Source organism: Neobacillus piezotolerans (assembly GCF_003362805.1).
GTDB lineage: Bacteria > Bacillota > Bacilli > Bacillales > Cytobacillaceae > Bacillus_D > Bacillus_D piezotolerans.
On sequence record NZ_QNQT01000001.1, the window covers coordinates 854,282 to 881,057 of the forward strand.

30 protein-coding genes are annotated in these 26,776 nt (G+C 39.9%); 22 read left to right on the forward strand and 8 right to left on the reverse strand.

Going from position 1 to position 26,776, the window contains the following annotated elements; genetic code table 11:
• Positions 1-3: 3 nt before the first annotated feature.
• The 10 genes from DRW41_RS04035 to DRW41_RS04075 all read left to right on the forward strand — a co-directional run bounded on the left by DRW41_RS04035 (position 4) and on the right by DRW41_RS04075 (position 8,627).
• Complete coding sequence (locus DRW41_RS04035) at positions 4-1,023, forward strand: TRAP transporter substrate-binding protein (protein WP_115450653.1); 1,020 nt, start codon at positions 4-6, stop codon at positions 1,021-1,023.
• Between the two features lie 137 nt (positions 1,024-1,160).
• On the forward strand, positions 1,161-1,307 hold the full coding sequence (locus tag DRW41_RS22620) for an SDR family oxidoreductase (protein WP_142752174.1): 147 nt from the start codon (positions 1,161-1,163) through the stop codon (positions 1,305-1,307).
• 15 nt (positions 1,308-1,322) lie between these two features.
• Positions 1,323-1,814 carry a TRAP transporter small permease gene (locus DRW41_RS04040; protein WP_181884397.1) on the forward strand — a complete coding sequence of 164 codons (492 nt, stop codon included), beginning with the start codon at positions 1,323-1,325 and terminating at the stop codon, positions 1,812-1,814.
• A complete protein-coding gene (locus DRW41_RS04045; protein WP_115450655.1) occupies positions 1,811-3,085 on the forward strand; it encodes a TRAP transporter large permease in 1,275 nt (424 codons plus the stop codon). Before DRW41_RS04040 ends, DRW41_RS04045 begins: the two co-directional genes overlap by 4 nt.
• A 289-nt stretch (positions 3,086-3,374) precedes the next feature.
• Positions 3,375-4,838, forward strand: coding sequence for an aldehyde dehydrogenase (locus tag DRW41_RS04050; protein ID WP_115450656.1), 1,464 nt, complete (start codon positions 3,375-3,377; stop codon positions 4,836-4,838).
• Between the two features lie 10 nt (positions 4,839-4,848).
• Positions 4,849-5,643, forward strand: coding sequence for a 2-keto-4-pentenoate hydratase (locus DRW41_RS04055; RefSeq protein WP_115450657.1), 795 nt, complete (start codon positions 4,849-4,851; stop codon positions 5,641-5,643).
• Positions 5,644-5,661: 18 nt separating this feature from the next.
• The gene (locus tag DRW41_RS04060) at positions 5,662-6,546 is read left to right on the forward strand and encodes an acetaldehyde dehydrogenase (acetylating) (RefSeq protein ID WP_115450658.1); all 885 of its coding nucleotides are present in this window, start codon (positions 5,662-5,664) and stop codon (positions 6,544-6,546) included.
• 21 nt (positions 6,547-6,567) lie between these two features.
• Positions 6,568-7,581: a 4-hydroxy-2-oxovalerate aldolase gene (gene dmpG, locus DRW41_RS04065; RefSeq protein WP_115450659.1), complete on the forward strand. Its 1,014-nt coding sequence runs from the start codon at positions 6,568-6,570 to the stop codon at positions 7,579-7,581.
• 32 nt (positions 7,582-7,613) lie between these two features.
• Positions 7,614-8,405 (forward strand): 2-keto-4-pentenoate hydratase, encoded by a 792-nt coding sequence (locus tag DRW41_RS04070; protein WP_115450660.1) that lies wholly within the window; start codon positions 7,614-7,616, stop codon positions 8,403-8,405.
• A gap of 30 nt (positions 8,406-8,435) precedes the next feature.
• On the forward strand, positions 8,436-8,627 hold the full coding sequence (locus DRW41_RS04075) for a 4-oxalocrotonate tautomerase (RefSeq protein WP_115450661.1): 192 nt from the start codon (positions 8,436-8,438) through the stop codon (positions 8,625-8,627).
• Positions 8,628-8,914: 287 nt separating this feature from the next.
• Here DRW41_RS04075 and DRW41_RS04080 read toward each other — a convergent pair whose 3' ends face one another.
• Entirely contained in the window at positions 8,915-9,271 is a 357-nt protein-coding gene (locus DRW41_RS04080) for a hypothetical protein (protein ID WP_115450662.1), read from the reverse strand.
• 223 nt (positions 9,272-9,494) lie between these two features.
• Here DRW41_RS04080 and DRW41_RS04085 point away from each other — a divergent pair, with 223 nt between their 5' ends.
• From DRW41_RS04085 to DRW41_RS04105, 6 genes are all read left to right on the forward strand, one after another.
• Positions 9,495-9,695 carry a hypothetical protein gene (locus DRW41_RS04085; protein WP_115450663.1) on the forward strand — a complete coding sequence of 67 codons (201 nt, stop codon included), beginning with the start codon at positions 9,495-9,497 and terminating at the stop codon, positions 9,693-9,695.
• 436 nt (positions 9,696-10,131) lie between these two features.
• Positions 10,132-10,590 carry a helix-hairpin-helix domain-containing protein gene (locus tag DRW41_RS04090; RefSeq protein WP_115450664.1) on the forward strand — a complete coding sequence of 153 codons (459 nt, stop codon included), beginning with the start codon at positions 10,132-10,134 and terminating at the stop codon, positions 10,588-10,590.
• A complete protein-coding gene (locus DRW41_RS22835; protein WP_181884398.1) occupies positions 10,583-10,729 on the forward strand; it encodes a hypothetical protein in 147 nt (48 codons plus the stop codon). The genes DRW41_RS04090 and DRW41_RS22835 overlap by 8 nt, the downstream gene beginning before the upstream one ends.
• Before the next feature lie 25 nt (positions 10,730-10,754).
• The gene (locus DRW41_RS04095) at positions 10,755-11,210 is read left to right on the forward strand and encodes a hypothetical protein (protein WP_115450665.1); all 456 of its coding nucleotides are present in this window, start codon (positions 10,755-10,757) and stop codon (positions 11,208-11,210) included.
• A 125-nt stretch (positions 11,211-11,335) separates the two neighbouring features.
• Positions 11,336-11,782 (forward strand): hypothetical protein, encoded by a 447-nt coding sequence (locus tag DRW41_RS04100; RefSeq protein WP_115450666.1) that lies wholly within the window; start codon positions 11,336-11,338, stop codon positions 11,780-11,782.
• A gap of 130 nt (positions 11,783-11,912) precedes the next feature.
• Entirely contained in the window at positions 11,913-12,608 is a 696-nt protein-coding gene (locus DRW41_RS04105) for a hypothetical protein (RefSeq protein WP_115450667.1), read from the forward strand.
• A gap of 243 nt (positions 12,609-12,851) precedes the next feature.
• Here the strand turns inward: DRW41_RS04105 and DRW41_RS04110 are convergent, their stop codons facing one another.
• The 3 genes from DRW41_RS04110 to DRW41_RS04120 all read right to left on the reverse strand — a co-directional run bounded on the left by DRW41_RS04110 (position 12,852) and on the right by DRW41_RS04120 (position 15,543).
• Positions 12,852-13,232: a hypothetical protein gene (locus DRW41_RS04110; RefSeq protein WP_115450668.1), complete on the reverse strand. Its 381-nt coding sequence runs from the start codon at positions 13,230-13,232 to the stop codon at positions 12,852-12,854.
• Between the two features lie 405 nt (positions 13,233-13,637).
• Positions 13,638-15,032, reverse strand: a complete 1,395-nt coding sequence (locus tag DRW41_RS04115; RefSeq protein WP_115450669.1) for a DUF4367 domain-containing protein — start codon at positions 15,030-15,032, stop codon at positions 13,638-13,640.
• Positions 15,010-15,543, reverse strand: a complete 534-nt coding sequence (locus tag DRW41_RS04120) for a sigma-70 family RNA polymerase sigma factor (protein ID WP_115450670.1) — start codon at positions 15,541-15,543, stop codon at positions 15,010-15,012. Before DRW41_RS04120 ends, DRW41_RS04115 begins: the two co-directional genes overlap by 23 nt.
• 410 nt (positions 15,544-15,953) lie before the next feature.
• On the opposite strand from DRW41_RS04120, the gene DRW41_RS04125 reads away from it, so the two are divergent.
• From DRW41_RS04125 to DRW41_RS04150, 6 genes are all read left to right on the forward strand, one after another.
• A complete protein-coding gene (locus tag DRW41_RS04125; protein ID WP_115450906.1) occupies positions 15,954-16,364 on the forward strand; it encodes a hypothetical protein in 411 nt (136 codons plus the stop codon).
• Positions 16,365-16,496: 132 nt separating this feature from the next.
• On the forward strand, positions 16,497-16,778 hold the full coding sequence (locus DRW41_RS04130) for a hypothetical protein (RefSeq protein ID WP_115450671.1): 282 nt from the start codon (positions 16,497-16,499) through the stop codon (positions 16,776-16,778).
• A gap of 516 nt (positions 16,779-17,294) precedes the next feature.
• Positions 17,295-19,265 (forward strand): right-handed parallel beta-helix repeat-containing protein, encoded by a 1,971-nt coding sequence (locus tag DRW41_RS04135; RefSeq protein ID WP_115450672.1) that lies wholly within the window; start codon positions 17,295-17,297, stop codon positions 19,263-19,265.
• A gap of 595 nt (positions 19,266-19,860) precedes the next feature.
• Positions 19,861-21,234, forward strand: coding sequence for a helix-turn-helix domain-containing protein (locus DRW41_RS04140; protein WP_115450673.1), 1,374 nt, complete (start codon positions 19,861-19,863; stop codon positions 21,232-21,234).
• Positions 21,216-21,842: a GyrI-like domain-containing protein gene (locus DRW41_RS04145; protein WP_115450674.1), complete on the forward strand. Its 627-nt coding sequence runs from the start codon at positions 21,216-21,218 to the stop codon at positions 21,840-21,842. Before DRW41_RS04140 ends, DRW41_RS04145 begins: the two co-directional genes overlap by 19 nt.
• Positions 21,843-21,856: 14 nt before the next feature.
• Positions 21,857-22,231, forward strand: a complete 375-nt coding sequence (locus DRW41_RS04150; RefSeq protein WP_115450675.1) for a VOC family protein — start codon at positions 21,857-21,859, stop codon at positions 22,229-22,231.
• A 703-nt stretch (positions 22,232-22,934) separates the two neighbouring features.
• Here DRW41_RS04150 and qoxD read toward each other — a convergent pair.
• From qoxD to qoxA, 4 genes are read right to left on the reverse strand one after another with little or no spacing between them, the layout of a single operon-like run.
• Positions 22,935-23,234, reverse strand: coding sequence for a cytochrome aa3 quinol oxidase subunit IV (gene qoxD / locus DRW41_RS04155; RefSeq protein ID WP_115450676.1), 300 nt, complete (start codon positions 23,232-23,234; stop codon positions 22,935-22,937).
• Complete coding sequence (gene qoxC, locus DRW41_RS04160; RefSeq protein WP_115450677.1) at positions 23,235-23,840, reverse strand: cytochrome aa3 quinol oxidase subunit III; 606 nt, start codon at positions 23,838-23,840, stop codon at positions 23,235-23,237. It lies immediately after the preceding gene.
• On the reverse strand, positions 23,830-25,806 hold the full coding sequence (gene qoxB / locus DRW41_RS04165; RefSeq protein ID WP_115450678.1) for a cytochrome aa3 quinol oxidase subunit I: 1,977 nt from the start codon (positions 25,804-25,806) through the stop codon (positions 23,830-23,832). The genes qoxC and qoxB overlap by 11 nt, the downstream gene beginning before the upstream one ends.
• Complete coding sequence (gene qoxA / locus DRW41_RS04170) at positions 25,796-26,752, reverse strand: cytochrome aa3 quinol oxidase subunit II (RefSeq protein WP_115450907.1); 957 nt, start codon at positions 26,750-26,752, stop codon at positions 25,796-25,798. Before qoxA ends, qoxB begins: the two co-directional genes overlap by 11 nt.
• Between the last annotated feature and the right edge of the window lie 24 nt (positions 26,753-26,776).

A 26,776-nucleotide genomic window follows, 5' to 3' on the forward strand; every position in this document is an offset into this window, starting at 1 on the left:
TTAATGAAGAAATTAAAACCAATACTGGGCATGATTTTGACGTCCGCTGTACTTTTCTTAAGTGCATGTAGCGGCAGTAGTGAAACCGAAACAAAAGCTGCAGGAGAAAAAGGAAAAACGTATGAATTCAAAATGACACATGTTACACAGACAGGCCATATCTGGCATAAATTCGCAGAGAAGTTTGCCGAAGAATTAGAAGCAAGATCGGACGGCAGAATGAAACTTGAAATTTATCCGGCAGCTCAGCTCGGCCCCGAAGCGGATATGGTCCAGCAGCTTTCCAGTGGGTCGCTTGATTTCGCTTTAATCACGGTTCCTTATCTGAGTTCAAGATTTCCGGAGTTGGACGCATGGAATATGCCATTCCTTTTTGAGGATTTAGAAGATGTCCTGGCAGCACAGGAAACAGAACCTGCACAGAAAATGCTTGGATTGCTCGATAGTCAGGGTCTTAAAGGGATGGATTACTTTTTTGCGGCAAATCACAACTTGCTTGTAAATGGAGATCCAATTCAATCCATTGACGATGTAAAAGGAAGAAAAATACGTTTCGCTGGTGGAGCATCCGTTATTGATTTCTGGAAAGGGCTCGGTGCAAGCCCAATCGCAATGGGACTGCCTGAAGTCTACAATGCAATGCAGACCGGTGTCATTGATGGGGTGTCTATCGATACAAACCCGATGTTATCGGAAAAGTTCTATGAAATAGGTAAAACGTATGTACTGACCAATCATATGGCATTTGGGGGCATTGTCACTGCAAGTAAAACAAAATATGAAAGCATGCCGGAAGAGGATCAGAAAATTATCGATGAGGCCCTTGCAGCAGCTGTTGAATGGGGCGAAAAAGAAATCGTTGCAATTTCAGATAAAAACCTTAAAGAGCTGGAAAAATTAGTCGATGTGGTTGAACTTAAAAACAGAGAACAATTCAGTGGAGAAGCAAAGAAAATCTATGAAGAATACTCCAATAAAAGTGAATTGATTAAAGAATTTATCTCCACTGTGAAGAAGGAATAATGGTCATAAGAGGTTGTCTCCAAACAGAAAGTATGTTCGCGCAGACAACCTCTTTTGATATTTATGTGGAGGCTTACATACAATGATCCATTCTTTAATAAAGGCATCCACCAGTATGAATCCATCGGGAAGAGCAAGTGAAGCTAGAGAAGTTGCCAAAAAATGTTGTGTTTCTTACTTCTGATGATTCTTCTTATATGACAGGGCCTGAAGTTATTCTTGATGGAGGCTTAACCTCGGGCGGCCAGTTTATAGCAATTAAAGCCCAATTTACTATTAATTAAAAAGGGGGGATGGCAATGAGAGGTATAAGCGATATTATTTTTAAAGTAGAAAAGCTAGCCGTGATCATTATAATACCTGTTATGTTGCTTGCAATGGTATTTGATATCATTTTCCGTTATTTTGTTCAGTCCCCATTGATTTGGGCACAGGAGCTTACACTTTATACATTCGTATGGTGCAGTTTCATCGGTGCCAGCATGAGTATAAAAACGAAAGAAGCAGTTGCAGTGAACCTCTTGGTTGACAAAATTAATCCTAAATTAAGAAATGTTCTTATTGTAGCAGGATTGATTGTCTCTGCTCTATTTTCCATTTTTATATTCTATTTATCTATCAATTGGATTACCAATCCAAACATTCTATTACAAAAGTCAATTACAACTCAAACACCCATGATTTTTATGTATATATGCATTCCGATTAGTCTGTTATTTATGTCCATCCATTTTCTCAGCTGGTTTTTAGAATCATTACGGTTTACCAGAGCAGGGAAGGTGATTGAATGATACTGACAATGCTGATATTTGCAGTTGTACTTCTCATAAGAGTACCAATTGCAATAGTTTTGGGTATTTCCGGTATTGTACTGTTAGTTGTAAGCGGGAACGGAGATATGCTGATTAATTCACCACAACGTTTGTTTTCATCACTGGAGAGCTATAGCTTACTGGCAATTCCTTTATTTATGCTTGCCGGTGAAATTATGAATACAGGTGGAATTACCAGTCGTCTGGTCACTTTTGCACAGAAATTTGTTGGACATTATAGGGGCGGCCTAGCCTATGTAAACATTGTAGCCAATACATTTTTAGCTTCGATCATTGGCTCAGCTGCAGCACAAATTGCAATGATGACCAAAATTATGGTTCCTTCAATGGAAAAGGAAGGATATAAGCGGGAATTCGCGGCCGCTACGACAGCATCAGCGGGAATGCTCGGGCCAATCATTCCGCCAAGTATGCTTTTCATTATTTATGGGGCAACTTCGGGTACCTCCATTGGTGATATGTTTCTTGCGGGTATTCTGCCTGGAATTCTACTATCTCTAGCTTTTGTTATATTGGTTGCTTATATCGGCTATAAAGAAAAATTTCCTTCAAAGCCTAAAGCTTCGTGGGGTGAGAGAGGAATGTCACTTTACAAGATTATTCCTGCATTATTGGTTCCAGGAATATTGATTTGGGGTATTGTGACTGGTGTTTTTACTCCAACAGAATCAGCCGGAATTGCTTGTGTAATCGCTTTGATTGTCGGATTATTCCTTTATAAAGAATTAAATATCAAAGATCTCCCTAGCATTATGGTGAATACAGCTATTTCTACTGCAATGGTCACATTGCTTATTGCGATGGCTAATATTTTTGGCTGGGCAATGACATTTGAACGTATTCCGCAGGCAATTGCGGAATGGATGACGACCATTTCTGATAATCCCATCATCTTTTTAATTCTTGTCAACATCTTATTATTGCTGTTGGGCATGCTTGTTGAAGGGATTGCTTTGATTATTATCCTAACTCCGATTTTTGTTCCAATTTTACCAGCTTACGATATTGATCCAATTCATTTTGGGGTCATTATATGTTTGAATGTGGTTATCGGTATACTGACACCGCCAGTGGGATCCGGATTGTTTTTAGCAACATCTTTAGGAAAGGTGTCAATTGAATCTTTTGTAAAAGCGGTTTGGCCATTTGTTTTCGTATCTATAGTCGTTTTGTTACTAGTTACATTTATACCTTCGCTTACATTATGGATTCCTTCAATATCTAAATAATAAAGACACCGCAGGCTTTTTACATCCCGCGATGTAGAAATAGATTGAACATAATGTTGAAAATTTTGGACGTCCTGGAAGTGACCCCATTGAAAAATACACCATGCGGTTCCGCATGGTGTATTAAATTCTATATTATTTTACTATTCGTTCCGCATAGAGGAATTGGCGCGTTTTTAAATTCTATAAGCGAACCTATAATTTAAAATAAAAGATTCATATAAAACAATCACTATATGATTCACGGAAAGTAAAAGCACTTTTAAAATCCAGAGGGAGGAATTTTTTCATGCACGTTACAGGAACAGCAGCTGAAATAAAGCCAATTAATTGCAATCATTACATTAACGGTAAATATGTGGAGTCATTCAGTGGGGAAACATTTTTGAATATCAATCCTGCTACAAAGGAAGTGTTGGGAACCGTTCAGGTAGGCGGGAAAGAAGAGGTTGATCTGGCAGTAAAGGCGGCCAGAAAAGCGCTTAAAGGTGAATGGGGAAGCATGCCAACGAAAAAACGCTCCCAGATTCTCCGTAAAATCGGGGACCTGATTTTAGAAAGATTGCCAGAATTGGCCGCGCTGGAAACGCTGGACACTGGTAAACCGCTTTGGCTCTCAAAAAGTGTCGATATTGACCGAGCTGCAAATAACTTTCACTTCTTTGCGGACTATATGACTGCAATAGGAAATGAATCGTATCAGCAGGATGATATCGCAATCCATTATTCTGTTCGCAAACCTGTTGGTGTTGTAGGATTGATCAATCCTTGGAACCTTCCATTGTTGCTTTTGACATGGAAATTGGCTCCAGCACTTGCAGCAGGAAATACAGTAGTCATGAAGCCATCTGAAATAACACCAATGACAGCAACTGTTTTGGCGCAAATTTGTACAGACGCAGGAGTTCCTGAAGGTGTAGTGAATTTGGTGCATGGTATGGGAGAAACAGGTGCAGCTATCACCTCGCATGAGGATGTGGATGCAATTGCCTTTACTGGCGAAACAGTAACCGGAAGTACTATTATGAAAGCAGCAGCTCCGACATTGAAAAAATTATCATTTGAGCTTGGCGGAAAAAATCCAAATGTTATTTTCGCTGATGCCGATCTGAAAGAGACAATTGAAACCACGTTGAAGTCAAGTTTCATCAACCAGGGTGAAGTTTGTCTCTGTGGTTCGAGAATCTATGTGGAGCGTCCTATTTACGATGAGTTTTTGGAAAGGTTCGCTTCTAAAGCGAAGGAAATGAAAGTGGGAGATCCATTTGATCCGGATACAAAGGTCGGAGCAATGGTCAGTGAAGAACATTATAACAAAGTAGTAAGCTATTTGGATATTGCCAAAGAGGAAGGGGGAAACTTCCTGGTAGGCGGAAACACTCTCTATGAAGATAAAGGATACTATATCGAGCCAACAATTATCACTGGCCTTGGAAAAAATTCCAGGTGTGTCCGCGAAGAAATTTTTGGGCCGGTTGTAACAGTGATTCCATTTGATTCTGAAGAAGAAGTACTAGAGCAGGTAAATGATACGCATTATGGATTAAGTGCAAGTGTATGGACATCGAATGTAAAGCGGGCTGTTCGGTTCTCTGCACAAATCGAAGCAGGCATGGTATGGGTGAACACCTGGTTCCTCCGCGACTTGCGCACACCATTTGGCGGAATGAAGCACAGCGGACTTGGCCGGGAAGGCGGAGCACACAGTATGGACTTCTATACGGAACTGACGAACGTGACACTGAAACTCTAGGAGGATGGGTATGGAAACGAAACATGCTTCGAAAGTAGAACGCCATGCAAAGCATTTATTGAGTGCCTGGACGAATAGGGAGGGGGTTCAGCCGCTGTCAGCGCTGGATCCCGAGTTCTCCATCGATGAGGCATATGACGTACAGCTGTACACCATCCAGGGATATCTGGATAACGGCCAGAAAATTACTGGCAAGAAAATCGGACTTACCTCAAAAGCGATGCAGGATATGTTGGGAGTTGGCGAGCCTGATTACGGCCATTTGACTGATGATATGGAAGTGGAAAACGGCGGCGAGATTCCGTTTCAACGTGTGTTGCAGCCTAAAGTAGAAGGCGAACTTGCTTTTATTTTAAAAAACGACCTGGCCGGCCCAAACGTCACTCCACTTGATGTCCTGCTGGCTACAGATGTAATTGTGCCGGCAATTGAGATTGTTGACAGCAGGATTAAAGACTGGAAGATCACCCTTGCAGATACAGTGGCGGATAATGCTTCATCCGGGTTGTATGTACTGGGTGGCAATCCGAAGAAAATAACAGACATTGATATTAAGCAAATCGGCATGGCTCTTTATAAGAATGGTGAATTGCAGAATACCGGGGTAGGTGCCGCCGCACTTGGCGATCCAGTGAAATGCGTGGCGTGGCTTGCAAACAAGCTAGCAAAATATAATATTGCATTAAAAGCTGGGGAAGTAGTTTTGTCAGGTGCATTATCTGCGGCTGTCGTGGCAAAGCCTGGAGACCATTTTAGAGTTAAATTTGCTGAGCTTGGTGAAGTAAGTGTTAGTTTTACAGAATAAATGTGAGGAGGGATGACATTGGGCAAAGTGAAAGTAGGAATCATTGGAACAGGAAACATTGGCTCCGACTTAATGATTAAACTGGCAAAATCGGACACCCTCGAATTGACCACAATGATGGGAATCGATGTTACTTCTAGAGGGATGCAGCATGCAAAGCATATCGGGCTAGAGGTTTTCGATAACGGGGTGGATGGTTTACTGGAAAATCCGGATCTTGTCGATATCGTTTTTGATGCCACAAGTGCTGGTGCACATATCCATAATGCGGAAGTGGCTAGGAAGTTAGGAAAGCAGATGATTGATTTGACTCCTGCAGCAATCGGTCCATTCATTGTGCCAACCGTTAATCTTGGGGAGCATCTTGATGCGGAAAACGTAAATTTAATTACTTGCGGCGGTCAGGCAACGATTCCTATCATCCATGCAATCAACCAAGTAGCCCCAGTTAAGTATGCGGAAATCGTTGCTACCATTTCAAGCAAAAGTGCCGGCCCAGGAACACGCGCGAATATTGATGAGTTTACCGAAACAACGGCAAGCGGAATTGAAAAGGTAGGCGGTGCGAAAAAAGGGAAAGCAATCATTATCCTGAACCCGGCTGAACCTCCAATTATGATGCGTGATACGGTCCAAGCAATTGTGGAAAAAGAATTCATGGATGAAGAAAAAATTACTGCATCCATAATGGAAATGGCTGCAAGGGTACAGTCCTACGTTCCTGGATATAAAGTGCGGACAGAACCAATTATTGATGGAAATAAAGTGACCGTATTCCTGGAAGTCGAAGGAGCTGGGCATTACCTGCCGAAATATGCAGGAAACCTTGATATTATGACATCCGCTGCAGTTAAGGTTGCAGAAGAGTTTGCCAAAAATCGTATGAAAGCAGCAACACCGTAAGAGGGAGGGAGGAGGAGAATCATGCCTGATATAAAAATTACTGAAGTTGCTTTGAGAGATGGCAGCCATGCAATCAATCATCAGTACACGGTGGAACAGGTTACACAGATAGCGAGAGCTTTGAATGAAGCGCGAGTTCCATACATCGAAGTTACTCATGGAGATGGCCTTGGGGGATCAACCCTGCAATACGGTTTATCAAAAACAGATGAACTGAAATTAATTGAAGCAGCTGTTAACGTTGCAGATTTTTCAAAAATTTCGGTCCTATTACTTCCTGGAATCGGAACAATTAAGGACCTGAAAGAAGCACACAAAATCGGAGCGAAAATGGTTCGTATCGCTACACACGTCACTGAGGCAGATGTTTCCAAACAGCACATTGTGACAGCAAAAGAATTAGGGATGGAAACAGTCGGCTTCCTGATGATGAGCCATATGGCGCCAGTTGAGAAACTGGTGGAACAGGCGAAATTGATGGAAAGCTATGGAGCGGATTCTGTTTATGTTGTGGATTCTGCGGGTGCATTGCTTCCGAATCAAGTGAGCGAACGAATCAAAGCGTTGTGTTCTGAACTTAACGGAAATGTCGGATTCCATGCACATAATAATCTGTCGCTCGCTATGGGAAACACTCTTGCAGCCATTGAGCAGGGCGCGACCAGGATTGATGGAAGCATCCGCTGCCTTGGAGCAGGCGCGGGTAACACGCAGACAGAGGTGCTTGTGGCGGTGCTTGAAAAAATGGGAATCGACACAGGTATTGATCTTTATAAGATGATGGATATCGCGGAATACATCGTTGCCCCCATCTTGCCAAAACCGCAGGAAATAACAAAGGACGGTTTAACATTAGGTTATGCAGGAGTTTATTCGAGCTTCTTGTTGCACGCCGAACGTGCGGCGAAGCGGTTCAATGTGGATTCCCGTGATATTTTGATCGAACTCGGCAAACGTGAAATCGTCGGGGGCCAGGAAGATATGATTATCGATGTCGCTGCCGAGATGGCGAAGAAAAATAAAGCGGTAGTCTAATATAGAATCCAACATGTATCAGGAGGGAGAAAATGGATAAGGAAACGGTTAAAGAACTTGCTACTTATTTACATAATGCCGAAAAAGAACATCGTGAAATCATTAAAATCACAGCAGAATTGTACCCGGATCTTTCCATCGAAGATGCTTATTTGGTCCAGGAGGAATTAGTTAGGCAAAAGATTGAAGAAGGAAGAAAAGTCATTGGGCCGAAAATGGGAATCACCAGTGAAGCGAAAATGAAGCAGATGAATGTGAAGGATCCGATTTACGGGTATGTTTTCGACTACATGGTCGTGAATGAAGGGGAATCCATTTCTCTGAATGATTACATCCATCCAAAAGTGGAACCAGAAATCGGATTTATTTTATCACAGGATTTGCAAGGACCGGGCGTGACAGCTCTTGATGTTATGCGTGTTACTGAATATGTTTTTCCGGCGATTGAAATCATAGACAGCCGCTACGAAAACTTCAACTTCACATTGCCTGACGTCATTGCAGATAACACCTCCGCGGCTGGAGCGGTATACGGAACAAGTTTAAAGCGCCCGGACGCGCTTGAGCTCGATGTCGTAGGCGTGACGTTGTCCATCAATGGTGAAATCCAGGCACTCGGAGCTGGCGCAGCAGTGCTGGGACATCCAGCAAATTCAGTTGCAAGACTGGCAAACATGCTGAGCAAAAAAGGGGAAAAAGTCAAGGCTGGCCAGCCAATCTTGACTGGCGGCCTCACAGAAGCGGTACGTTTAACACCTGGAGACTATGTAAGTGCCAAATTTGGAGGCCTTGGGGATATATCGTTCTTTGTAAAAAAAAGCTAGCATGAGCCTTTAAAAAGAGGAGTGATTCAATTGCCACTGGTCAATATTCAAATCATGGAAGGCAGATCCCGGGAAACGATCAATGACTTGATGAAAAATGTGACAAACATTATCAGCGAGACGTTGAATGCCCCCAAGGAAAATATCCGGGTTATTGTCACAGAAGTACCAAAAACCCATTGGGCGATTGGCGGTACAAGTGCGAAGGATTTGGGAAGATAAAGTGATGAAGGTCTAACTCTCATGCAGCAGAATAGATCAAAAAGTACATCAAAAGGTGAGCTTGACCCTTCTCTTGCAGTAAAGCGACCTTAAAATAAACCGCCCAAACCATCTTGACCTGTGAAATGACAATGCTAGTATAATCAACACTTATAAATTAGGTGAGGTACTGAAAGAAAAAGTGAAAAATAAAAAGGCATTTGGGAATAGAAGCATTCCAAATGCCTTTTGTCGACAATCTGAAGGAACGGCTATGTGCCGTTCCTGGAATTTTAATTCTTTTAAAATTATTGTGGTGTAGCTCCTTTATATACGCCATTAATAAAGACATGGTATTCAATTGTTCCGTCCGCTTTTACAAACGGAATCCCAATCATCACTAATCCATCGAAAGGATTTATTACCTCAATTGAATGGGCTCCGTTCCAGCTGTAACCTTTTTTCCACAGGTCGGCTTTAACATCCTTGAAAACCTGGCTGCTCAGCAGGCCCGCTACATTAACATTTCTCTCCGCTCCAGAAATAGGTACCCAGGAGTGGCAATCACATGGTTCTTCCTCAGCCTTAGCCGCATTCCCTGGTAAAGCAAACACTCCAAATGCGAGAGCCCCGCTAAATAAAACAGACAGCAACTTTTTCTTCAAGTTCATTCCTCCCTTTTTAAAAATCTATACTCTATTTCTAGGTATTTTGCTAAAACCCTTCTTTTTTCGAGGAAAAAATTGATAAAACAAACAGATTATGTCAGATTGGTGAATTATTTGTAAGAAAATTTCCCAATAAAATTTTCGAAAAGTGTGAACATTTTGTGACAAATAACTATTAATTCTGTTAATATAGTAAAAAAGGAAAAAAGAGGGTGGGGGAATGGGCCGGATTTTAAAGTTCTTTTATCTGGCGCTTGGAGTTTATTGTTTGTTGAGTGTCTTTGTACTAATGTTCAAGCATGAATATCAGCAAATGGTTTTGTCTTTTTTCCTGGCTTTATTTAATTTGGGGCTCTTTTCTCTATTTAAGAAGGAAGGCAGCGTTCCGCAGCTGCGGCTGATTCGTGGCGGGCGGAGATAAAAGCTTTATAGATGAACAAAGGATTTTCCCAATAACAGTTGTTCCAGCCTTCATCCAGGACAGACATCGATTCAATTAAAAACAGTTACATAACAAAAAGCAGGCGCCCTAGCGGGTAACGGGTTCGGTTTTCGAGTACAAAAACTTAATTCGCACACTAATTAGCAGTCCAATTCGCAACTGAATTGGACTGCATCTTTTTATTGATATATAAGGGATTTGTGTACGTTTTATGGCTTTTTAGCACTCGAATTCGCACCCCTTTTAGCAGAGTGACCGAAGTTATTGTCAGCGTGCGAATTCGTATGCTATTTACTATGTGGATTCATTTGTTAAAAATTGCAAGCGGGGTTTTTGGATATTTAAGTTAAAATGAAAGAAGAGCTTATTCAACATAAGGGGCAGAAGAGTTTAAGAAGAGTAAAGGGGGATATTATTGAGTTCAAACACGAAATTACCTTTAACTGGTGATGAAAAATTAAAACTTAGAAGAGCAAAAATAAAAATGAGTGAAATTCATCACTTTGAAGTAGAAAAAATAGCCCATTTTCTTAATGTTACCGTAGAAAAGGCTAGAATATTAAAGGGATTAGCTGAATTTCAATCTATACCTTCAATTGGTTTTAAATTAGCTGAGAATCTGGTTTTTGATTTGAATATTTTCTCATTATCTGAAATCAAAGATAAAAATGGTGCTGAACTTTTTAATCAATTAGAAAAAAAGTTAGGTGTGTTGACAGATAGTTGTGTTGAAGACCAATTTCGTTGCGTTGTTTACTATGCGAACAATCCCAAGAGTATTAAACAATGGTTTGATTTCACTGAAGAAAGAAAAGCATATCGAGAAAAAGTAGGCTTTCCAAAAGATAGACCTATAAAGGCTGGGTATGAATAAAAAAATTAATATAACAGGATTACTTCTTATATCATTAACAGGTGTGCTGATCCAGGGAGGATTTGCAGCCTTTTTTGTTGAATTCCTTTTTGAACAAACGGGGCAGGTTAGTGAGACAAGTAATACAGGATTAATATGAGAAAAATTAGTGGGAGGTTACTTTTGTGCAAAATAATTTAGCTTTTAACATACCGACTTATACACAAGATAATTCAACCTTTCCAAACCCTGTGAACGAAAATTACGATTATTGGGGTCCGATAATAAACTGTTTTTTAGAAAAATCGGATACAATAGAAATCCATTGTTGGAATGATGAAATTGACACTATTGAAGAAATTGGAACTCTCACTTTAAATACATTTGAAATGGTTAAAGAAGATAATATCACAATATTTAAGGGGAAGAAGACCTCTGTTCTTTCGGATTATTTATTAAATAACAATACAAATAATGCGGGAGAGTTCAAGTGGTTCACAGTTAATTTGCATATAGGTACGGTGTCTGTGTTTCATTCTGGTCACTGGGGAACGGAATTTTTTGTACCTAATGCTACGGAAAAAGATATTGCTTTTATCAAAAGTGTAGTCCCCATTGAAACAAGTTTTCATCAATTTTAATACGTTGCTTATTCAACAAAGGGTGCAGTTTAGCACAACAAGGATGGTTAATTCGTGCCGCCGAATTTTACATCAATTTAATGAAGAAGCATATTAAAGGTTTATGACAGGAAGAAGGTAGGATAATGCTCCAAAAGATTAAAATAGGAAACTGGTTATTAGAAGTTGATATTCATAAAACACGAGAATTTTACAACAAAGACATAACGGTCTGTAACTGTTTGTACTGTAAAAATTATGTTGAAGCCTGTAAGCATTTAAATACTTCTGTATCCGATATATTCAACAAACTAGAAATTAATTCAGCAATACCCGCACATCTTTCAGAATTCCCTTCAGAGGAAGATAACACACGATTATATTTAGGGGAGTATTATTTTGTTGGAAGAGTGTTAGAAGGAGAATTATGTACATTCAATAACTTTAATGACAACAATATTGAGATAGTGAATTTCAAAGTTGGATTTTCAAAGGATTTAGATTTTGTACCACAAGGCTTCCCAACCCCAGCCCTAAAGTTAAGCTTTGAGGCTGATATTCCTTGGGTTCTTAATGAAAACCCCGAAGATTGAGTAATAGTCTTGTTGAACAAACGGGGCAGGTTAGTTTAAGTAAAATACACCATTAATGCTTGATGTATCTAGAGAAGTAATAAATTTATTCACTCCTTTTGGGAATTTTAAATAAGAGGGAGTGAATATATTGAATAGACTTTTTTTCAGTTTATTAATTGTTCTTTTGTTCTGTGGTACGGGAAAAACATATGCAGTAGACAGAGTTGTGATTAGAAGCATTACAGTCGATAATCCTGATAAGTGGAATGAAAATATATATTTAATTGCAGATAAGGATGGTATTGACTATAAGAATTTTACTGTTCAGGTCGGTGACATTGGTCGCAATCTTTATGACTTTCCAAACTGGTACAATTACAGTTATGAACCAAAATTATATAAAGAAGATTTAAATGGTGATAAGCTAGAGGACATTATAGTTGTACTAGTAAGGGGTGCTGGTACTTCAGTATCTGAAAAAGAAATTCACATTTTACATCAAGGTTATGCTGAATTTAATGACTTTCAAGAGGTACCAGTTGAGCCAATAGATGATGCCGTCAAGCGGCTTGTGAAAATGGAGCAAAAAGGAAACGTAATCACTGTTTTAATTGGTAAAAAGAAATATGAAGTGGATTATTCAAAATTTGGTTATTCCACCCCTGTTTGCCCTCCTGGATTTGGATCAATTGAGGAGTATGAACCAAAAAGCGGTATACTTTATGGCACAACAAATGTTTTTGTAACTATCCCAGAAGCATATATAGGCAGCTTAAACGTTACATATGCTTGGGATGGGAAGATGTATAAAGCGGTTTCTGTTATTTTTGAGGCAAAGTCATAGAGCACCTAGCTGAATTCCCTATTGAACAAACTGGGCAGGTTAGTTCAAGAAAAAAATATAAGAAAAACCAGCATCGTGGATCAACGGGTTCCGTTTTGGGAGAGAAAATCGTTAAATCAAGCCAAATAACAAGTTAAATAACAAATGAATTAGCATTTAATTTATAGTAAATTATCGTACCATTCCATCAACAACAGCATCAGAATTATCCGATGCTGTTTTAATACTTACTTTAATCACCTTTCACCCTTCACTACCAGCCAAATAATACTTTTCTTCACCGTTGTATTCAACAATTAAAATGCCATTTTCGTTTGTTGAATAAATTTTTGCTCCTATTGGTAATTCGTTCGTCATACCGTCTTTAAATAATTTAGGATCCTCGTTTGTGTATAGTTCAGTAATCTCACCAATTGATTCATTCTTAGTAAGTTCTAATTCATTTACCCAATCAATATCTGTTTTGTAAACTACCCCCTCCCATTGAAAAATGTCTGCATTTTCATCAAGACGTAATACTTCTTCGGCATCAGGTGGTTTAGAAACCCAGATTTCGGTTTCTCTTTCAAAACAACCCGCTAAAAAGAACAAAAATACCATTAGCATTAGGCTTAATATTTTCATTTCGGCACCCCCACTTAATTAGACGTTTATGTTTAATTACTTGTAACATAATTTACCTTAAATACAAGATATCCTTTAGTTTAAACTTCTTCTCAGAAATGCCCAGCCGTTTGCAGGGGTATGTAAATTTAATGCAACTAAAAATACTGAGACAGTGATTCTTATTAAGCTAACAGGGCTTATGTTCAACAATGCACTACTATAAAAAAGCTCAGATTATGGCTCCTGAGCTTTTTTACGTGCTAATTTTACTGCTAATGTGTCTGCTAATGCAATTGCGAATTTCTGTGCAATAAGCACTGCTAATTTACAATTTTTTATTCGAAAATCGAACCAGTTAGGAAGTTCCCTTAGCTTTTTTTGCTGACGGGGATTTAAGTTGTTTGGAAGAGACCCTCAAGTTACCTACTTTTGACGAATATCAATCCACCAACGATTTTTCGCATTCATGTCCTCATTGTTAGCAACTCCACCGTAATAGAAAGCATCTAGGAAGATTGAATCCAGTTTATCCTCATCAACAAAATAACCTAAATTAATCTTCTTCGTTTGGCCTGGTTGGATGCTGCCAATATTGTAAAATCCTTTTCCTGTTCCATGAGATGCTAAATAATCAACTTCGCCCGTCATAATACTTTCTTCGTTAATTCCAGCTTTTGCAGCATAGTTCCATGCATTCTTTTCGGCTTTAAGTACTTGTATAGACGGGTGCATATAGATTTCTTCAGTTGCATGTTCACCAGTATTTTTAACTGTCGTTGTTAAATAGACAAATTTAAGATTTACTACTTTGGACTCGACTAATTGGTCAATTGAATCCTTACCATTTCCCACTTCATATACATCCCGTCTGTACGGTAACAATTTCTTTGTTGGATCTAAAGCCTTATTCTGGCTAAGTATTTGGAGACCCAATTCATTAAAGTTTTCTTGTTTAAAATCTTTGATTGAATCAAAGACTTCAACTTTTTGTATGACATATTCGAGAGTTCTTTTGGTTCCGCTAACCCCCTGATTGATGGTTACTGGAACCGTTTGACCTACACTAAAAAGTTGTTCGCTGTTTTTCTTTAAAGGAATAACCCCTGATTCCGTAGGTTCATTAACTTTGCTAAAATGGGAGTCATTATAATCTACAGTCATTGATGCATTTTCCTTTGATGTTGGTTCAAGTGAAATGTTCCCTATAACTTTCAACATTTGTTCTTCGCTGACATCGGCACCAATATAACTTTCTAACATCATCCCTTCTTCCTCGAATAAGAGAAATACCTGTTTGTTAAACATTAAATTATCGTTGCCAGTGTCTTTATTGACAATCACCGCTATTCTTCCGTTTATTTCCCTGTTTTCGTAACTGTTTGAGTATAGAGTTGAGAAATCTGAATTTTCCCTGAGTTTCCAGAGAATGAATGAAAAGCCACCCCTTGCATAGTTATCTTTAAAGGAGTATTTCATTCCAGTAGAGTCGTCTGCTACCATATTTTCTGGTAAATTGGCAACTTTCAACTTATACCATTCGTTACTCTTTTTAGAGGCGGTATTCAAAACGGAAATATTTACTTCATAATTTTGTTTATGGACAATCATATCATAAACTTTGACTGCCCCAAGAGCGGTTGTTGGAATGCCAATTAACAAGCAGGCAGCAAGAATTAAAAACCGATTCCTTTTTCGCTTGGCCCGGGGCTGTTCACCTTCTTGGACTGCTCGGCTAACCCCTAATTTTATTGACTGCAACACTTCCTCCCTTGGCACCTCAACTTTATTTAATTGGTTAAAGAATATGTCTTTGTCCATCAAAGTAGCCCCCTCCCAATAACTTTCGCAATTGTTTCTTCCCGCGGCTTAAATATGTTTTTATCGTATTTTCTGGGACTTCCAGGCTAGTGGCTATTTCCTTCAGGCTCATATCAAAGTAGTAGAAAAGGATGATACTGGTCTGGTGTTTGGCTGGCAATTTACCGATCGCCGCAGCGAGGTCCAGCTTTTCCTCGTCATCCTTAACATTAGAAATGGCTACGACTTCATTTTCAGATGAAATCTCATTTCTTCTTTTCTTTAGAACATCATAAGCACAGTTAATAAGAATCTTTGTGACCCAAGTTAAGAAATATTGCTCGTTTCTTAACTGGCTGATAGAGGAAAATGCTTTGTAGGCCGTTTCTTGTACGACATCCAGGGCATCTTCCCGATTCCTGACATACAGGTATGCCGTTCTGTAAAGGCGATCAGTATGCTCAACCAGCAACTGTTCAAACGCTTCGGAATCGCCTTGAACGGCTTTTCTGATTAAATTATTCTCATCCAACTCTTTTACCTCCTTTTACTCTTAGAGAAGGATATAAGGTGAAAAGTTTCAGTTTTTTTAAATATACTATTTCATGGTAAGGTGAGATAGGGGGGAGAAGTCAAAATTTGTAATTAAAAAAGTTCATATCTAAGGAAACCCTTTTAACGATGATTTGCAATGATGTGTGTGAAGAAAAATACTTACACTATAGGGTGCGTTGATCCAGGAAGGATTAACGCTATTTTTGTTGAGTTCCTTATTAAGCAAACGGTGCAGGATAGTTGAACATTAAATTGGCTTATTTTTGGTCTTATTTGAACAAGCGAAACAGACGGGTTTGGAGACGAGGATTGGTTTGTTATAAAAAATATTAAATGAAGATGCGAAACCTAAATGAAAAAAAAATTGGAGTGAGCATCTTGAAGAAAATGATTGTTTTCTTTACAATTTTATTAATTTTCGCCACAGATACCTTGGTTTATGCTAAACCCCCAGACCCAAAGGAAATTAAACCGTATGCAAATGACTGGTATGTTACACCAGAAGATATTATCCGAGATATTATATTTCCAGCTATTGATAAAAGGGTAATAAAAGAATATGGAGGAAAAGAAGCTTCTGGTTTTGGCTGGCAGCAACAGAGGATTGTTAATATTGTTTATAACAACAATCATTCTTATGATATTTCCTTAAGAATTCATGTTCCCGAAGGTAACAATAAACCATTTGAATATACAGAAGACCTGGTTAAAGTAAGAGTTTCTCCATCTTGTGATAGTCCTAAAATTGGATGTAGCCACGGCTTTAAGGTGAAAGTATTAGATTACCAACATAGATAACAGGAATAGGTGTTACCCTTAATTCATAGCACATTATTTCAATGAGGATTTCCGCACTTTTTTGTTAAATTCCTTATTGAACATACGGGGCAGTAATGTTGAACAAACGATACTCATTAAAGGGAGTCTTATATGGCGAATTTTTTCAACTTGAATAGTACCTCTATAAACCTACCCTATATCTATGAAAATTTAATTGTGTTATTGACTCAAATAATTAAAGGCAAAAACAACTTTTCTGATTACGATTTTGCTCAGTGGTGCGATAATTTCACAATAATCTTTGAAGATGATGAAGTGTCTAAAAATACAGAACACGTCCTTTTAATAGCTGGTGATATAGAATGCCAGTGGGATTTATTTTTAGTTAATACCTATTCAATAGAAGAATTACAAAAGATGGACTTAACATAAATAAAGCTACTTCTCCAATGGTATGAACAATGGTTGGAGGAACTGCTTGAAGAAGTATAATCCTTTGTTATTGAACAAACGGTGCGGTTTAATGAATGAAGCGAATATAAGATCTTGAGCTTTAATTAAGGAGGCATATAAGGAACTTCCTAAGGGGTTACAGGTTTTTAGGAATAGAGAAGAAAACTGGGGTTAGACCGGCGGTAATTCTTGAATCTACAGGACATTACCATACACCAATTATTCAATGTTTGGAGGAAAATAAATTTTTATATATCCATCATAGGTTGTAAAGCAGATTAAAACGCCTTGCCCTTTTGAGCTGGGCCCTTTTTACATAGAAGAAAAGTGGTATTTCGGCAAATAAATAGGTGTAAACTCCTCCTGCTTATTTCTTAAGTGCCTATACTTCTGATTTTGAACAAGCATATAAATATCATATCTAAGAAGAACAGGGTGCCTGAAGGCTTTTCAGACCTGGTACGGATATAGAATTTTTTGCAAAGAGGTGAGAAAATGGATTTTGCAAATGAGGAACAAAGTAAGATGACTCCTCCTAACAATAAGGATTTATCAGCTTATATGTCCAGTATCACATTGCAGGCGGGCGATCCTACGGGCAGGGTGCAGTCGACCGCCGAATTACAAGCGTTATTTGATAAATCGGCAACTGGGGACACCATCGTTATCCCCCCTGGCCTTTACTGGGTAGAAAAAAATAAGGCATTAACCGACTTCCCGAATAATGACCAGCCCTGCCTGCTGCTAAGGGGGAAGAAGAATATAAGGATCAGTGCCTGGGGTGCTACGTTTGAAACTCGCACTCATGCACAGGGAATATTGGAACTTCAGCTTTGTGAAGACATCGTCATTGAAGGACTGAAAACAAAAGGATACGGCAAGTTTCCTCCGTTGGATCCAGTAACCGGTTATGGAGAAAAGGGTACCACGGCAGGAGGTTATCCAACATCGGGTTATTGGAATTACTATAAGAACAATAGCTTTGATACCAGTGCGAAATTAAAAAATGATGGAATTCCTTTCGGAACGTTTGGTGGCGGGTTTATAGGAAATATTGGATCTGGAATATTGATTCACCGGGGGTGCAGGCGGATCACCCTTGAAAAATGTGAAAGTTACGGTTTTAATTATGCGGGGTTCCTTATTGGCCACCTGGGCGATTATTTTCCAGCTAATTTAGGTTATAGTGATAATTCAGATATCAAATTTATCAATTGCTATGGCCATGATAATTATTCAGCTAATTTTGCCATGTCAGCTGTTGACCGGCCGGAAGTCATCGATTGCCTCATTGAGCGGGCAGGCCATCCAAACGCCTCGAAAACCCATACTTATGTAGATCCCGGGTATGGGATCAATATGGTGGGCACCAACTATTCAAAAGCACGGGATGGATTGTTCCACGCTAATACCATACGGGGCAACAAAAGAAAGGGGATTGATGCCCATTCCGGAGGCGGTATGATTGCAACGGATAATTTTATAGCCGATTCCATGGTCTGCGGGATTTTTTATCAATATGTAAATTCTACTCAATACGCACGGGACTCCATTATTGCCAATAATAAAATGGTCAATTGCGGATATGCGAGAAATCCACTTGCAGCCATCGCACTTGAAGGGGCAAGGGGAGGTACCAAAGCAACCCAGGAATTGAATGCTTTAGTGAAAAACAATCATATAAAAAAATGCTTCGGGACATACGGTATCATTTTTGTAGGAGCATTTGACCGAGTATCAATAGAGGGAAATATAATCCATGGAGTTCCAGACCAGCTTGATAAAACCATTACTGCCTTTAACCCTTGTGCCATCTATTGCGGTTATTCCGTGGCCACACAGCCTAACTATTCGGGCAACGTCAGCCATAATGAGGTTGAGATAGAGGATTCAGCTATCCCGATTGGAATCATGGTGCGAAATCTTCAGGAAGGAACGGTGTCAGGCAATACCGTCAAGCTTCCGCATTCAGCAGCTAAAAATGGAATTAAGCTCTGGAATTGTGATAAAGTCGGGGCGTTTGGGAATACAGTTCGGCTTGGCACAATTGGGGAACCATTAACAGCTGAAACAAACGGAACCGTTCTTGCAAATACTCTCACGGGCGGTAACGCAGCCTATCAGCCTATTCAAGGGCAGCCCGTTGCATTTCGAATCGCGGCCAATTCCGGGAATGGAGTTGTTACCTACAAAGCCGGCATTCAATTTGTCAATTCTATCGTATCGAATACGTATGGGCTGGCAGTCAATTTAAAAAATGTGCCATCAGGAACGACCCCTTTCGTAAAAGTGATGGATGCGGGTTCCGGGGGGCTTGTAGCAGGATCAACCGTGATGGGATATTATTATATTCGATCTGCTTCCCACACCCAGGTGATGGTTGGAATCAAAGCAAACCAAACAGCAAGCCACACCCCCTTTAACAGATTAAAAACCGGGGCATTGGATATAGAAATTACCATTTAATCATTTTGATATGTGATGAGGGGAAACCATGTTTGGGGTTTCCCCTAATTTATGTTTAGGCAGGTCATTGGATGGGGTGGGGTAACGGATATTTTTATCCTTTTGGAACACCGCTTTGTCCGATAGAGCGGGGGTAACAGAGAGTATCAAATGTGTGGATATAGCCCAAAAGATAACTAATGTAATTGAAAATAACGGTAACAATCTATAAATAAGATTATTACAAGTTGATTGTGAAGTTCTACACTTAAAGTAACGGGTGCTTTGATCCAAGAAGGAATAAGCACCTATTGTTGAATTCCTTATTAAACAAATGGGCCATGTTAGTTGAAGAAGCATGTCATCATTGCACATAGAGACGTATACTATGCAACAAATAACAACCTTATTTAGTGAAAACATTTTATAATTCATGATTAAGGGTAAGAATTTGTTTGGATATTTATGTTAAAATTTAGATTTAAGAATAGAGTATTAAAGCAACACAGATTTTGATAAAAAAGGACAAAAATAAAGTCTGTATCTTTGATATAGTTACAACAAAGAGGAGTTCTTACAGAAGATCGCTAGAGTATCTTTAAAAAGGTCGTGAATAATGAATTACCTAGTTAGTGTTCAAGCAGCAATAGATTTTATAGAGGAAAATATCGAAGAGAAAATAGAGTTAGAAGAAGTTGCAAAAAAAGCTGCCATGTCACTCCCGCATTTATACCGAATGTTTTACTCTCTTACTGGGTATCCAGTAAAAGACTACATGCGTAAAAGAAAAATCAGCATCGCTTCAGACCACTTAAAATACTCAAAGCGATCAATCTTGGACATTGCACTTATTGTTGGTTTTGAATCACAGGCTTCTTTTACAAAGTCATTTAAGAAAATAGTTGGAATTACTCCGAAAGTATATCAAGAATCTGATATGTTCTTTAGTTTCGATCGGATTAATTTATACGAAAAAATAAATTACTTAGAGGGACGGGAACTGTTCGATAGATATCCAAATATTAAAGTAATTCAACTGAATGAAATGACTGTATTAAGTTATATACATAAATCAAACCTATTAGATGGAATTGAAAAGGATGCACTTATAGTATTTCAAAAGCTAATTAAAAAATCTGATTTAGACCAGAAAAAAATGAGGCTTTTTGGACGAAATATAGAATTCGATGAAGTTTTGGATGAGAAATCAAAACTATATGCATATGAAATAATAATTTCTTTTGAAGAGCCTATCTTTAACTCAATAGCCGGGATGCAAATTAAAACTATTCAGGGTGGAATGTATGCAGTAGGTGTCACACCATCAACTAGCGATTACAGTGTTATATCATTATGGAATCAAATTTATTCAGAGTGGTTACCTAAAAGTTCGTTTACTGAAGGTTCACATACCTATTTGGAAGAGTACATTACCTTTAATGAGAAACTTGTTCGAATGAAACTATATTTGCCAATTAAACGCCAGTTAAAACCTGAACTGATTAAAGTAGAGGAAACGGAATCTTTTTGTGTGGCATATAGTAGGATTTACGGATATGATTGCCAAAAGAAGGCTGATGAAACTTTTTCTGAATGGTTACAATTAAATCCATCTATAGACTATTCTAATTGCTTGCTTTACTTCTCATACAACTATGATGCTGAAAATGAATTGGAGCATTGGTGTGAATATGGCATTACCAATTATTTCAGACATGAAGATATTACCACTCATAAAATTAATCAAAAGAAATTGGATGGTGGGTTATTCGCTGTAGTAGAAACAAAGTCATACGGAACACTTACTGGTATTTTAGAAATCATTCACCGCTGGATTGTAAGTGGTGAAAAATATATTCTAGATGATTCTAGACAGTGGTTTGCTCAATATCAATCCTCTTATGTAAGTTCGTCTGACAATAACGTGTGTGTACGAGTCTATTTACCTATTATAGAAAAGGAGCAAACTGTATGGGTGACAGAGCTGTAAGAAACATTTTTCCTTTAGAAGATTATCTTCCTCAACGAACTCCACAATCATTGCAAGTTCTTTTGGGCCAACGAGAGAAGCATCAAAAAAGTAGAAAATTAGAAGTTAATACAGTTACTATTGAACCGTTTAACATGATAGCTTTAAAAGTTAAAGGTCGCATGGAAAACTTTGAGGCAGGGCAGGAAGTCAGAAAAGGATGGAAAAAACTAAAGGAAATACTATCTTCTGATCGTTCATTAACAATGGAAGGAAATGAAGGTATTGTATTTTATAATCAAGGGGATATGATGCAATCTGATGGAACAGTTGAGCTTTGGATAGGAGTTAAAGTGAGTGATATTGCTCATACACCTCAGGAGTGTATATGCTTGACTATACCCAAAAGAAAGTATGCTAAAATCGATTGCTGTTGTTTCAGTAGGGCAGAGATGGATCGTAGATATACCTATTTGAGTGAATGGATTAGAGAAAAAGGTTACCAAATTGATATTGGTACTGATGCTTTTTCTCTTGAACCAAATCGACTTGACTCATTTAATCCTTTTGAAGTACCAGCTCATGAGGTTCAGACATTTGATTTTGATATTTTATATCCAATTAAATAAAGGAGAGATAAATTTTGAGTAAATCATTCATTGAACAAGTACATTATATTAGAATCCCTGTTAGAGATTTAGAGCAGTCTGCACAATGGTACAAGGATGTGTTAGGACTTCAATTATTAACTATTACTGAAGATCCGTTTGCGATTTTAAAAATTAATGAAGGACCCTTTTTGATTACTTTAGTTCCTACTGAAGATGATACATTTGCACATTTTACAATTGATAATAAACCTGCCTTTAGCATTGGCTTTACAAGTCCAGAATTATCTAAATTTCATCAACACTTAATTGATAATCAAGTTAAGGTCGAGGATATAAAAGAAGATAATGGTCATGCCTTTTTCCACTTTTATGACCCAAATGGTAATAAACTTCAAGTACACTGGTAAGATTATCATAAATAAATTACCATATTTCATTAACTGGGTGCTTTAACGGAATAAGAACGGGAACGTCCAAATCAGACGTTCCCATATTTTTTACCTGAAAAACAACAATACTATTTAACAAAGCCTAATAATAAAAAAATTGTTAGGAAACAGTAGCTCTTTGATTTTCCTTATTCTGGCGTTGACCAGGAAGGGATTAATGCTCTTTTCTGTGAAAATAAATTAAGGCCTGTGTACCATACTGGATGGCTTTTAGGCAGTGGCTGAATGATAAGGTATTCCTTCAAAACTTCTGTGTTTAGAGTAGTTATTTCTGTCAAAATAGAGAACAAGCAGTTTTGCCTGAATGCCATAGTCTTTGATTGTATACGGGAAAAGCACTTAATCCGTTTGTCTACTGCATATGTTTCTCACGCCGTTGATAATAACAACCTAAAACGGGGCAACACTCCTGTAATGAATCAAAGTTTGTGAATAAATCTACTTAAACATACGGGTGCTAATGTTCAACAACATACTGATATAAAGCAAGCTCAGGGCATTTATGCTCTGAGCTTTTTTGTAATCTAATTTGACTGCTAAAGAACCTGCTAATTCAACTGTGAATAACCTTGCGAAAAGCACTGCTAATTCAATTTTTGTACTTCAAAACCGAACCCGTTACCTAGCGGGAAGCCTGCTTTTTTAAAAAAACAACTTAATATTAATGCGAGTGGCCGGAAGTGAGGACCCAGATGGAGCCCGCCACGATAACGATGGCCAGGAAGAATGCATAGGCCATGTTGATGACATTCGCCTTGCGGTCTTCACCTTCTCTTAAGTGCATGAACATGAACAGCTGGATGGCTGCCTGCACGAATGCAAGCGCGCCGATAAACGTCATGATCGCCTTAGGTGGAAGGGAGGTCTTGAGTGCCACCCATGCAGCCCCGACCGTCAGGAGGAGCGACATGAGAAATCCAATGACATGGCTGATAGGAAAACGATTCGCATGATGATTCATTTAATTCACCAACCCTGCTAAATACACGAATGTGAAAATGAAAATCCAAACGACATCAAGGAAGTGCCAGTATAAGCCGAAAATGAACGTTTTACGCGCAGTGATCGGCGTCAGGCCGCGTTTCATAAGCTGGATGATCAAAAGGATTGCCCAGCCGATACCGATTGACACGTGTAGGCCGTGCGTTCCAAGAAGGACGAAGAAGCTGGATAGGAACGCGCTTGTCTGCCAGGTCGCGCCTTCATGGACGTAATGGATGAATTCACGGATCTCCATGAACAGGAATCCACCGCCGAGAAGGAGTGTAAGGATTAACCAGAGGACAATCCCTTTCATATTCCTTCTGCGCATTTCGAAAATGGCGATTCCCATGGTGAAACTACTTGTTAATAGAAGGAACGTTTGAATCATCACGTCCCGGATGATAAAGATATCCTGCTGGGTCGGGCCGCCCGCATGGCGGTGGCCCAATACCCCGTATACACTGAATAGGGTAGCAAAGAGGACGATTTCAGCTCCAAGGAAGATCCAGAAGCCAAGGATATTCATCCTGTTTTGCTCTGTCTGCAGTTCAAGCGGCAATGCCGCGTTTGCATTAGCTGACATGGCTCTTCACTCCTTTGCCGAGTTTTCTCCACTTGCGTTCGGTTTCAATGATTTCGTCCTTATGGACATGGTAGCCGTCGTTATAGTCAAATGAACGGAAAGCCATTCCTGCAAATATGCCAAGTGCGGCAACACCTGCTGCGATTGTCCATTCGAAGACGAGAAGGAAGCCCGATATGCCGAAGACAACGCCCATGTAAATTGGAATCCAGGAACTGCTAGGCATGTGGATTTCTTCTACTTCTGAATCTTTTAAGGGTTGAATCTCATTGTTCTTTTTCATATGCCAGAAAGCATCAAGGCCTTTCACTTCAGGAATGCTGGCAAAATTGTAATGCTGGACTGGTGTAGCGGTCGCCCATTCGAGCGTCCTTGCATCCCAAGGGTCGTTGCCGATGTTGCGTTCTGAATTGCGCGCGCTATAGTAAATGTTGTAGCAAAGCGCCGCGAAGCCTGCAGCAAGAATAATCGAGCCGATAGCGGAAAGCATCATCAGCGGCCCGAAGCCTGTTTCCGGAGAATAGGTGTACGCCCGGCGTACCGCACCGTCAAGGCCCAGGAAGAACATTGGCATGAATGTCAAGTTGAAGCCGATGTTGAACAGCCAGAAATGCCATTTGCCGATTCGCTCGTTCAGCATGAAGCCGAACATTTTTGGCCACCAGTAGTACAATCCGGCAAAAATCGGATACACAACCCCTGGAATCAATACGTAGTGGAAGTGCGCCACAAGGAATAATGTATTATGGTACTGGTAATCGGCTGCCGCCATACCAAGCATAACTCCGGTTACCCCGCCAATGACGAATGTTGGAACGAAGGCGAGTGACCACATCATCGGCGTTGTAAACTTGATTCGGCCCTTTCTCATTGTAAATAGCCAGTTGAATACTTTAACCCCGGTCGGAATCGCGATTGCCATTGTTGTAATCGAGAAGATCGAGTTGGCCGCCGGGCTGTTGCCCATCGTATAGAAGTGGTGGACCCAGACGAGCATGCTCAATACGGAAATCATGACAATCGAAGCGACCATTGATTTATAGCCGTAAAGTGTTTTTCTCGCAAAAGTTGAAATGATGTCTGACAGCATCCCGAATGCCGGCAGGACAACAATATAAACTTCCGGGTGGCCCCAAAGCCAGAACAAGTTCGCCCAAAGCATATCGATCCCGCCGCCCGAAACTGTAAAGAAATGCGTTCCGAAAACACGGTCAAATGTCATAAGCGCAAGTGCGACCGTAAAGATCGGGAAGCTTGCTGTAATAATGATCGAAGTGATGAACGTTGTCCAGGAGAACATCGGCATCCTCATCAAGGTCATGCCCTTCGTACGCATTTTAAGGATGGTGACGACAAAGTTGATTCCAGTCATCAGCGTACCTGCCCCGGCGATTTGCAGACCTACAGCATAAAAGTTGTTCCCGATTCCCGGGCTGAATTCCTTCCCTGCGAGCGGGAAGTAGGAAGTCCAGCCAGCATCAGGGGAACCGCCGATCACAAAGCTTATGTTGAAAAGCATCGCCCCGCTGAAAGTCAGCCAGAAGCTGAGCGCGTTAAGCTGCGGGAACGCGACGTCCCTTGCGCCAATTTGAAGCGGGACGGCAAAGTTCATAAGGCCGACCAAGAGCGGCATCGCTACGAACAAAATCATGATTACGCCGTGTGTCGTAAATACTTCATTATAGTGCTGCGCATTCAAGAAGGAATTTTCCGGAACGGCTGTCTGGGCTTTCATCATGATGCCATCGACTCCGCCGCGGAAGAACATCAGGATTCCGACAAGGATGTACATAATCCCGATTTTTTTATGGTCAACCGTTGTGAGCCAGTTGGTCCACAGCCATTTCCACTTTTTAAAATAGGTGAGGGCGGCCACAATGCCAAAGCCGGTTAACGCAATCGCAATTTGCGATGCGAAGATAAGCGGGTCGCCAGTTACAAAAAATTCATCCCATTTAATGCCCACTATGGTCACCTCCGTGTGATTCTGTTGAGTGGGAACCATCGTCATGGTTATTTCCTGATTCCTCGGTCTTTGCATCTTTATTTTTGTAATTGTTCTCATCCTCGAAAATTTTCCCTGGCCATCCGTGGCCGCGGTCATACATTTCCGGATTCAGATAGTTTTTCGAATTGCTGTCGGAATGGTCAACCCATTCAAGATGCGTGTTGGAGTACGTTTCCCGGCCAAGGTGTGAAGGCTCAAGTTTTTTATAGTACTCTTTTTCAGTCAGCTTCGGAGCTGTTTCCTTTACTTCCTTCACCCATTCGTCGAAATCTTCATGGGTCATTGACTGTACTTCAAATTGTTGTTCAGCGAAGCCCTGCCCGTTAAAGTTGGAATTTTTCCCAACGTAGGAGCCTGGGTGGTCAGCAACAAGATATAGCTGGGTTTCCGCTTTGGCCATCGAATATTTTTGTCCCCCGAGAGCCGGAATCCAGAAGCTGTTCATTGTTCCTGCTGAGGTGAGTTTGAAATCAATCGGCCTGTCTTCAGGGATATTGACATAGTTGACTGTCTCTATTCCCTGTTCCGGATAGCTGAAGATCCATTTCCAATCAGCAGATGTAACTTTAATAACAAGAGGCTCTTTATTTTCATAGCCTTTAGGTATCTTTTCGGTCGCATAGATTGTTTTTACAGTCGGAATTGTCAATGCGATGATGATGATAATTGGGATAGCGGTCCATATGGTTTCAAGTACAACGCTCCCATGTTCCTCTGGCGGTTCATATCCCATATTGTCCTTGCGTTCGCGGTATTTCCAGACAATATAAATGAACAGGGCAAACACAACAAACACGACAAGAAGCATTAGGACAATCGAGTAGTTGATTAAACCCGTTATTTCCCTGGCGACAGGGCCTTGCGGATCAAATACAACCAGCTTGTTTTCACAACCTGCCAACATGGAAATAGTGAAAACAGAGAGCAA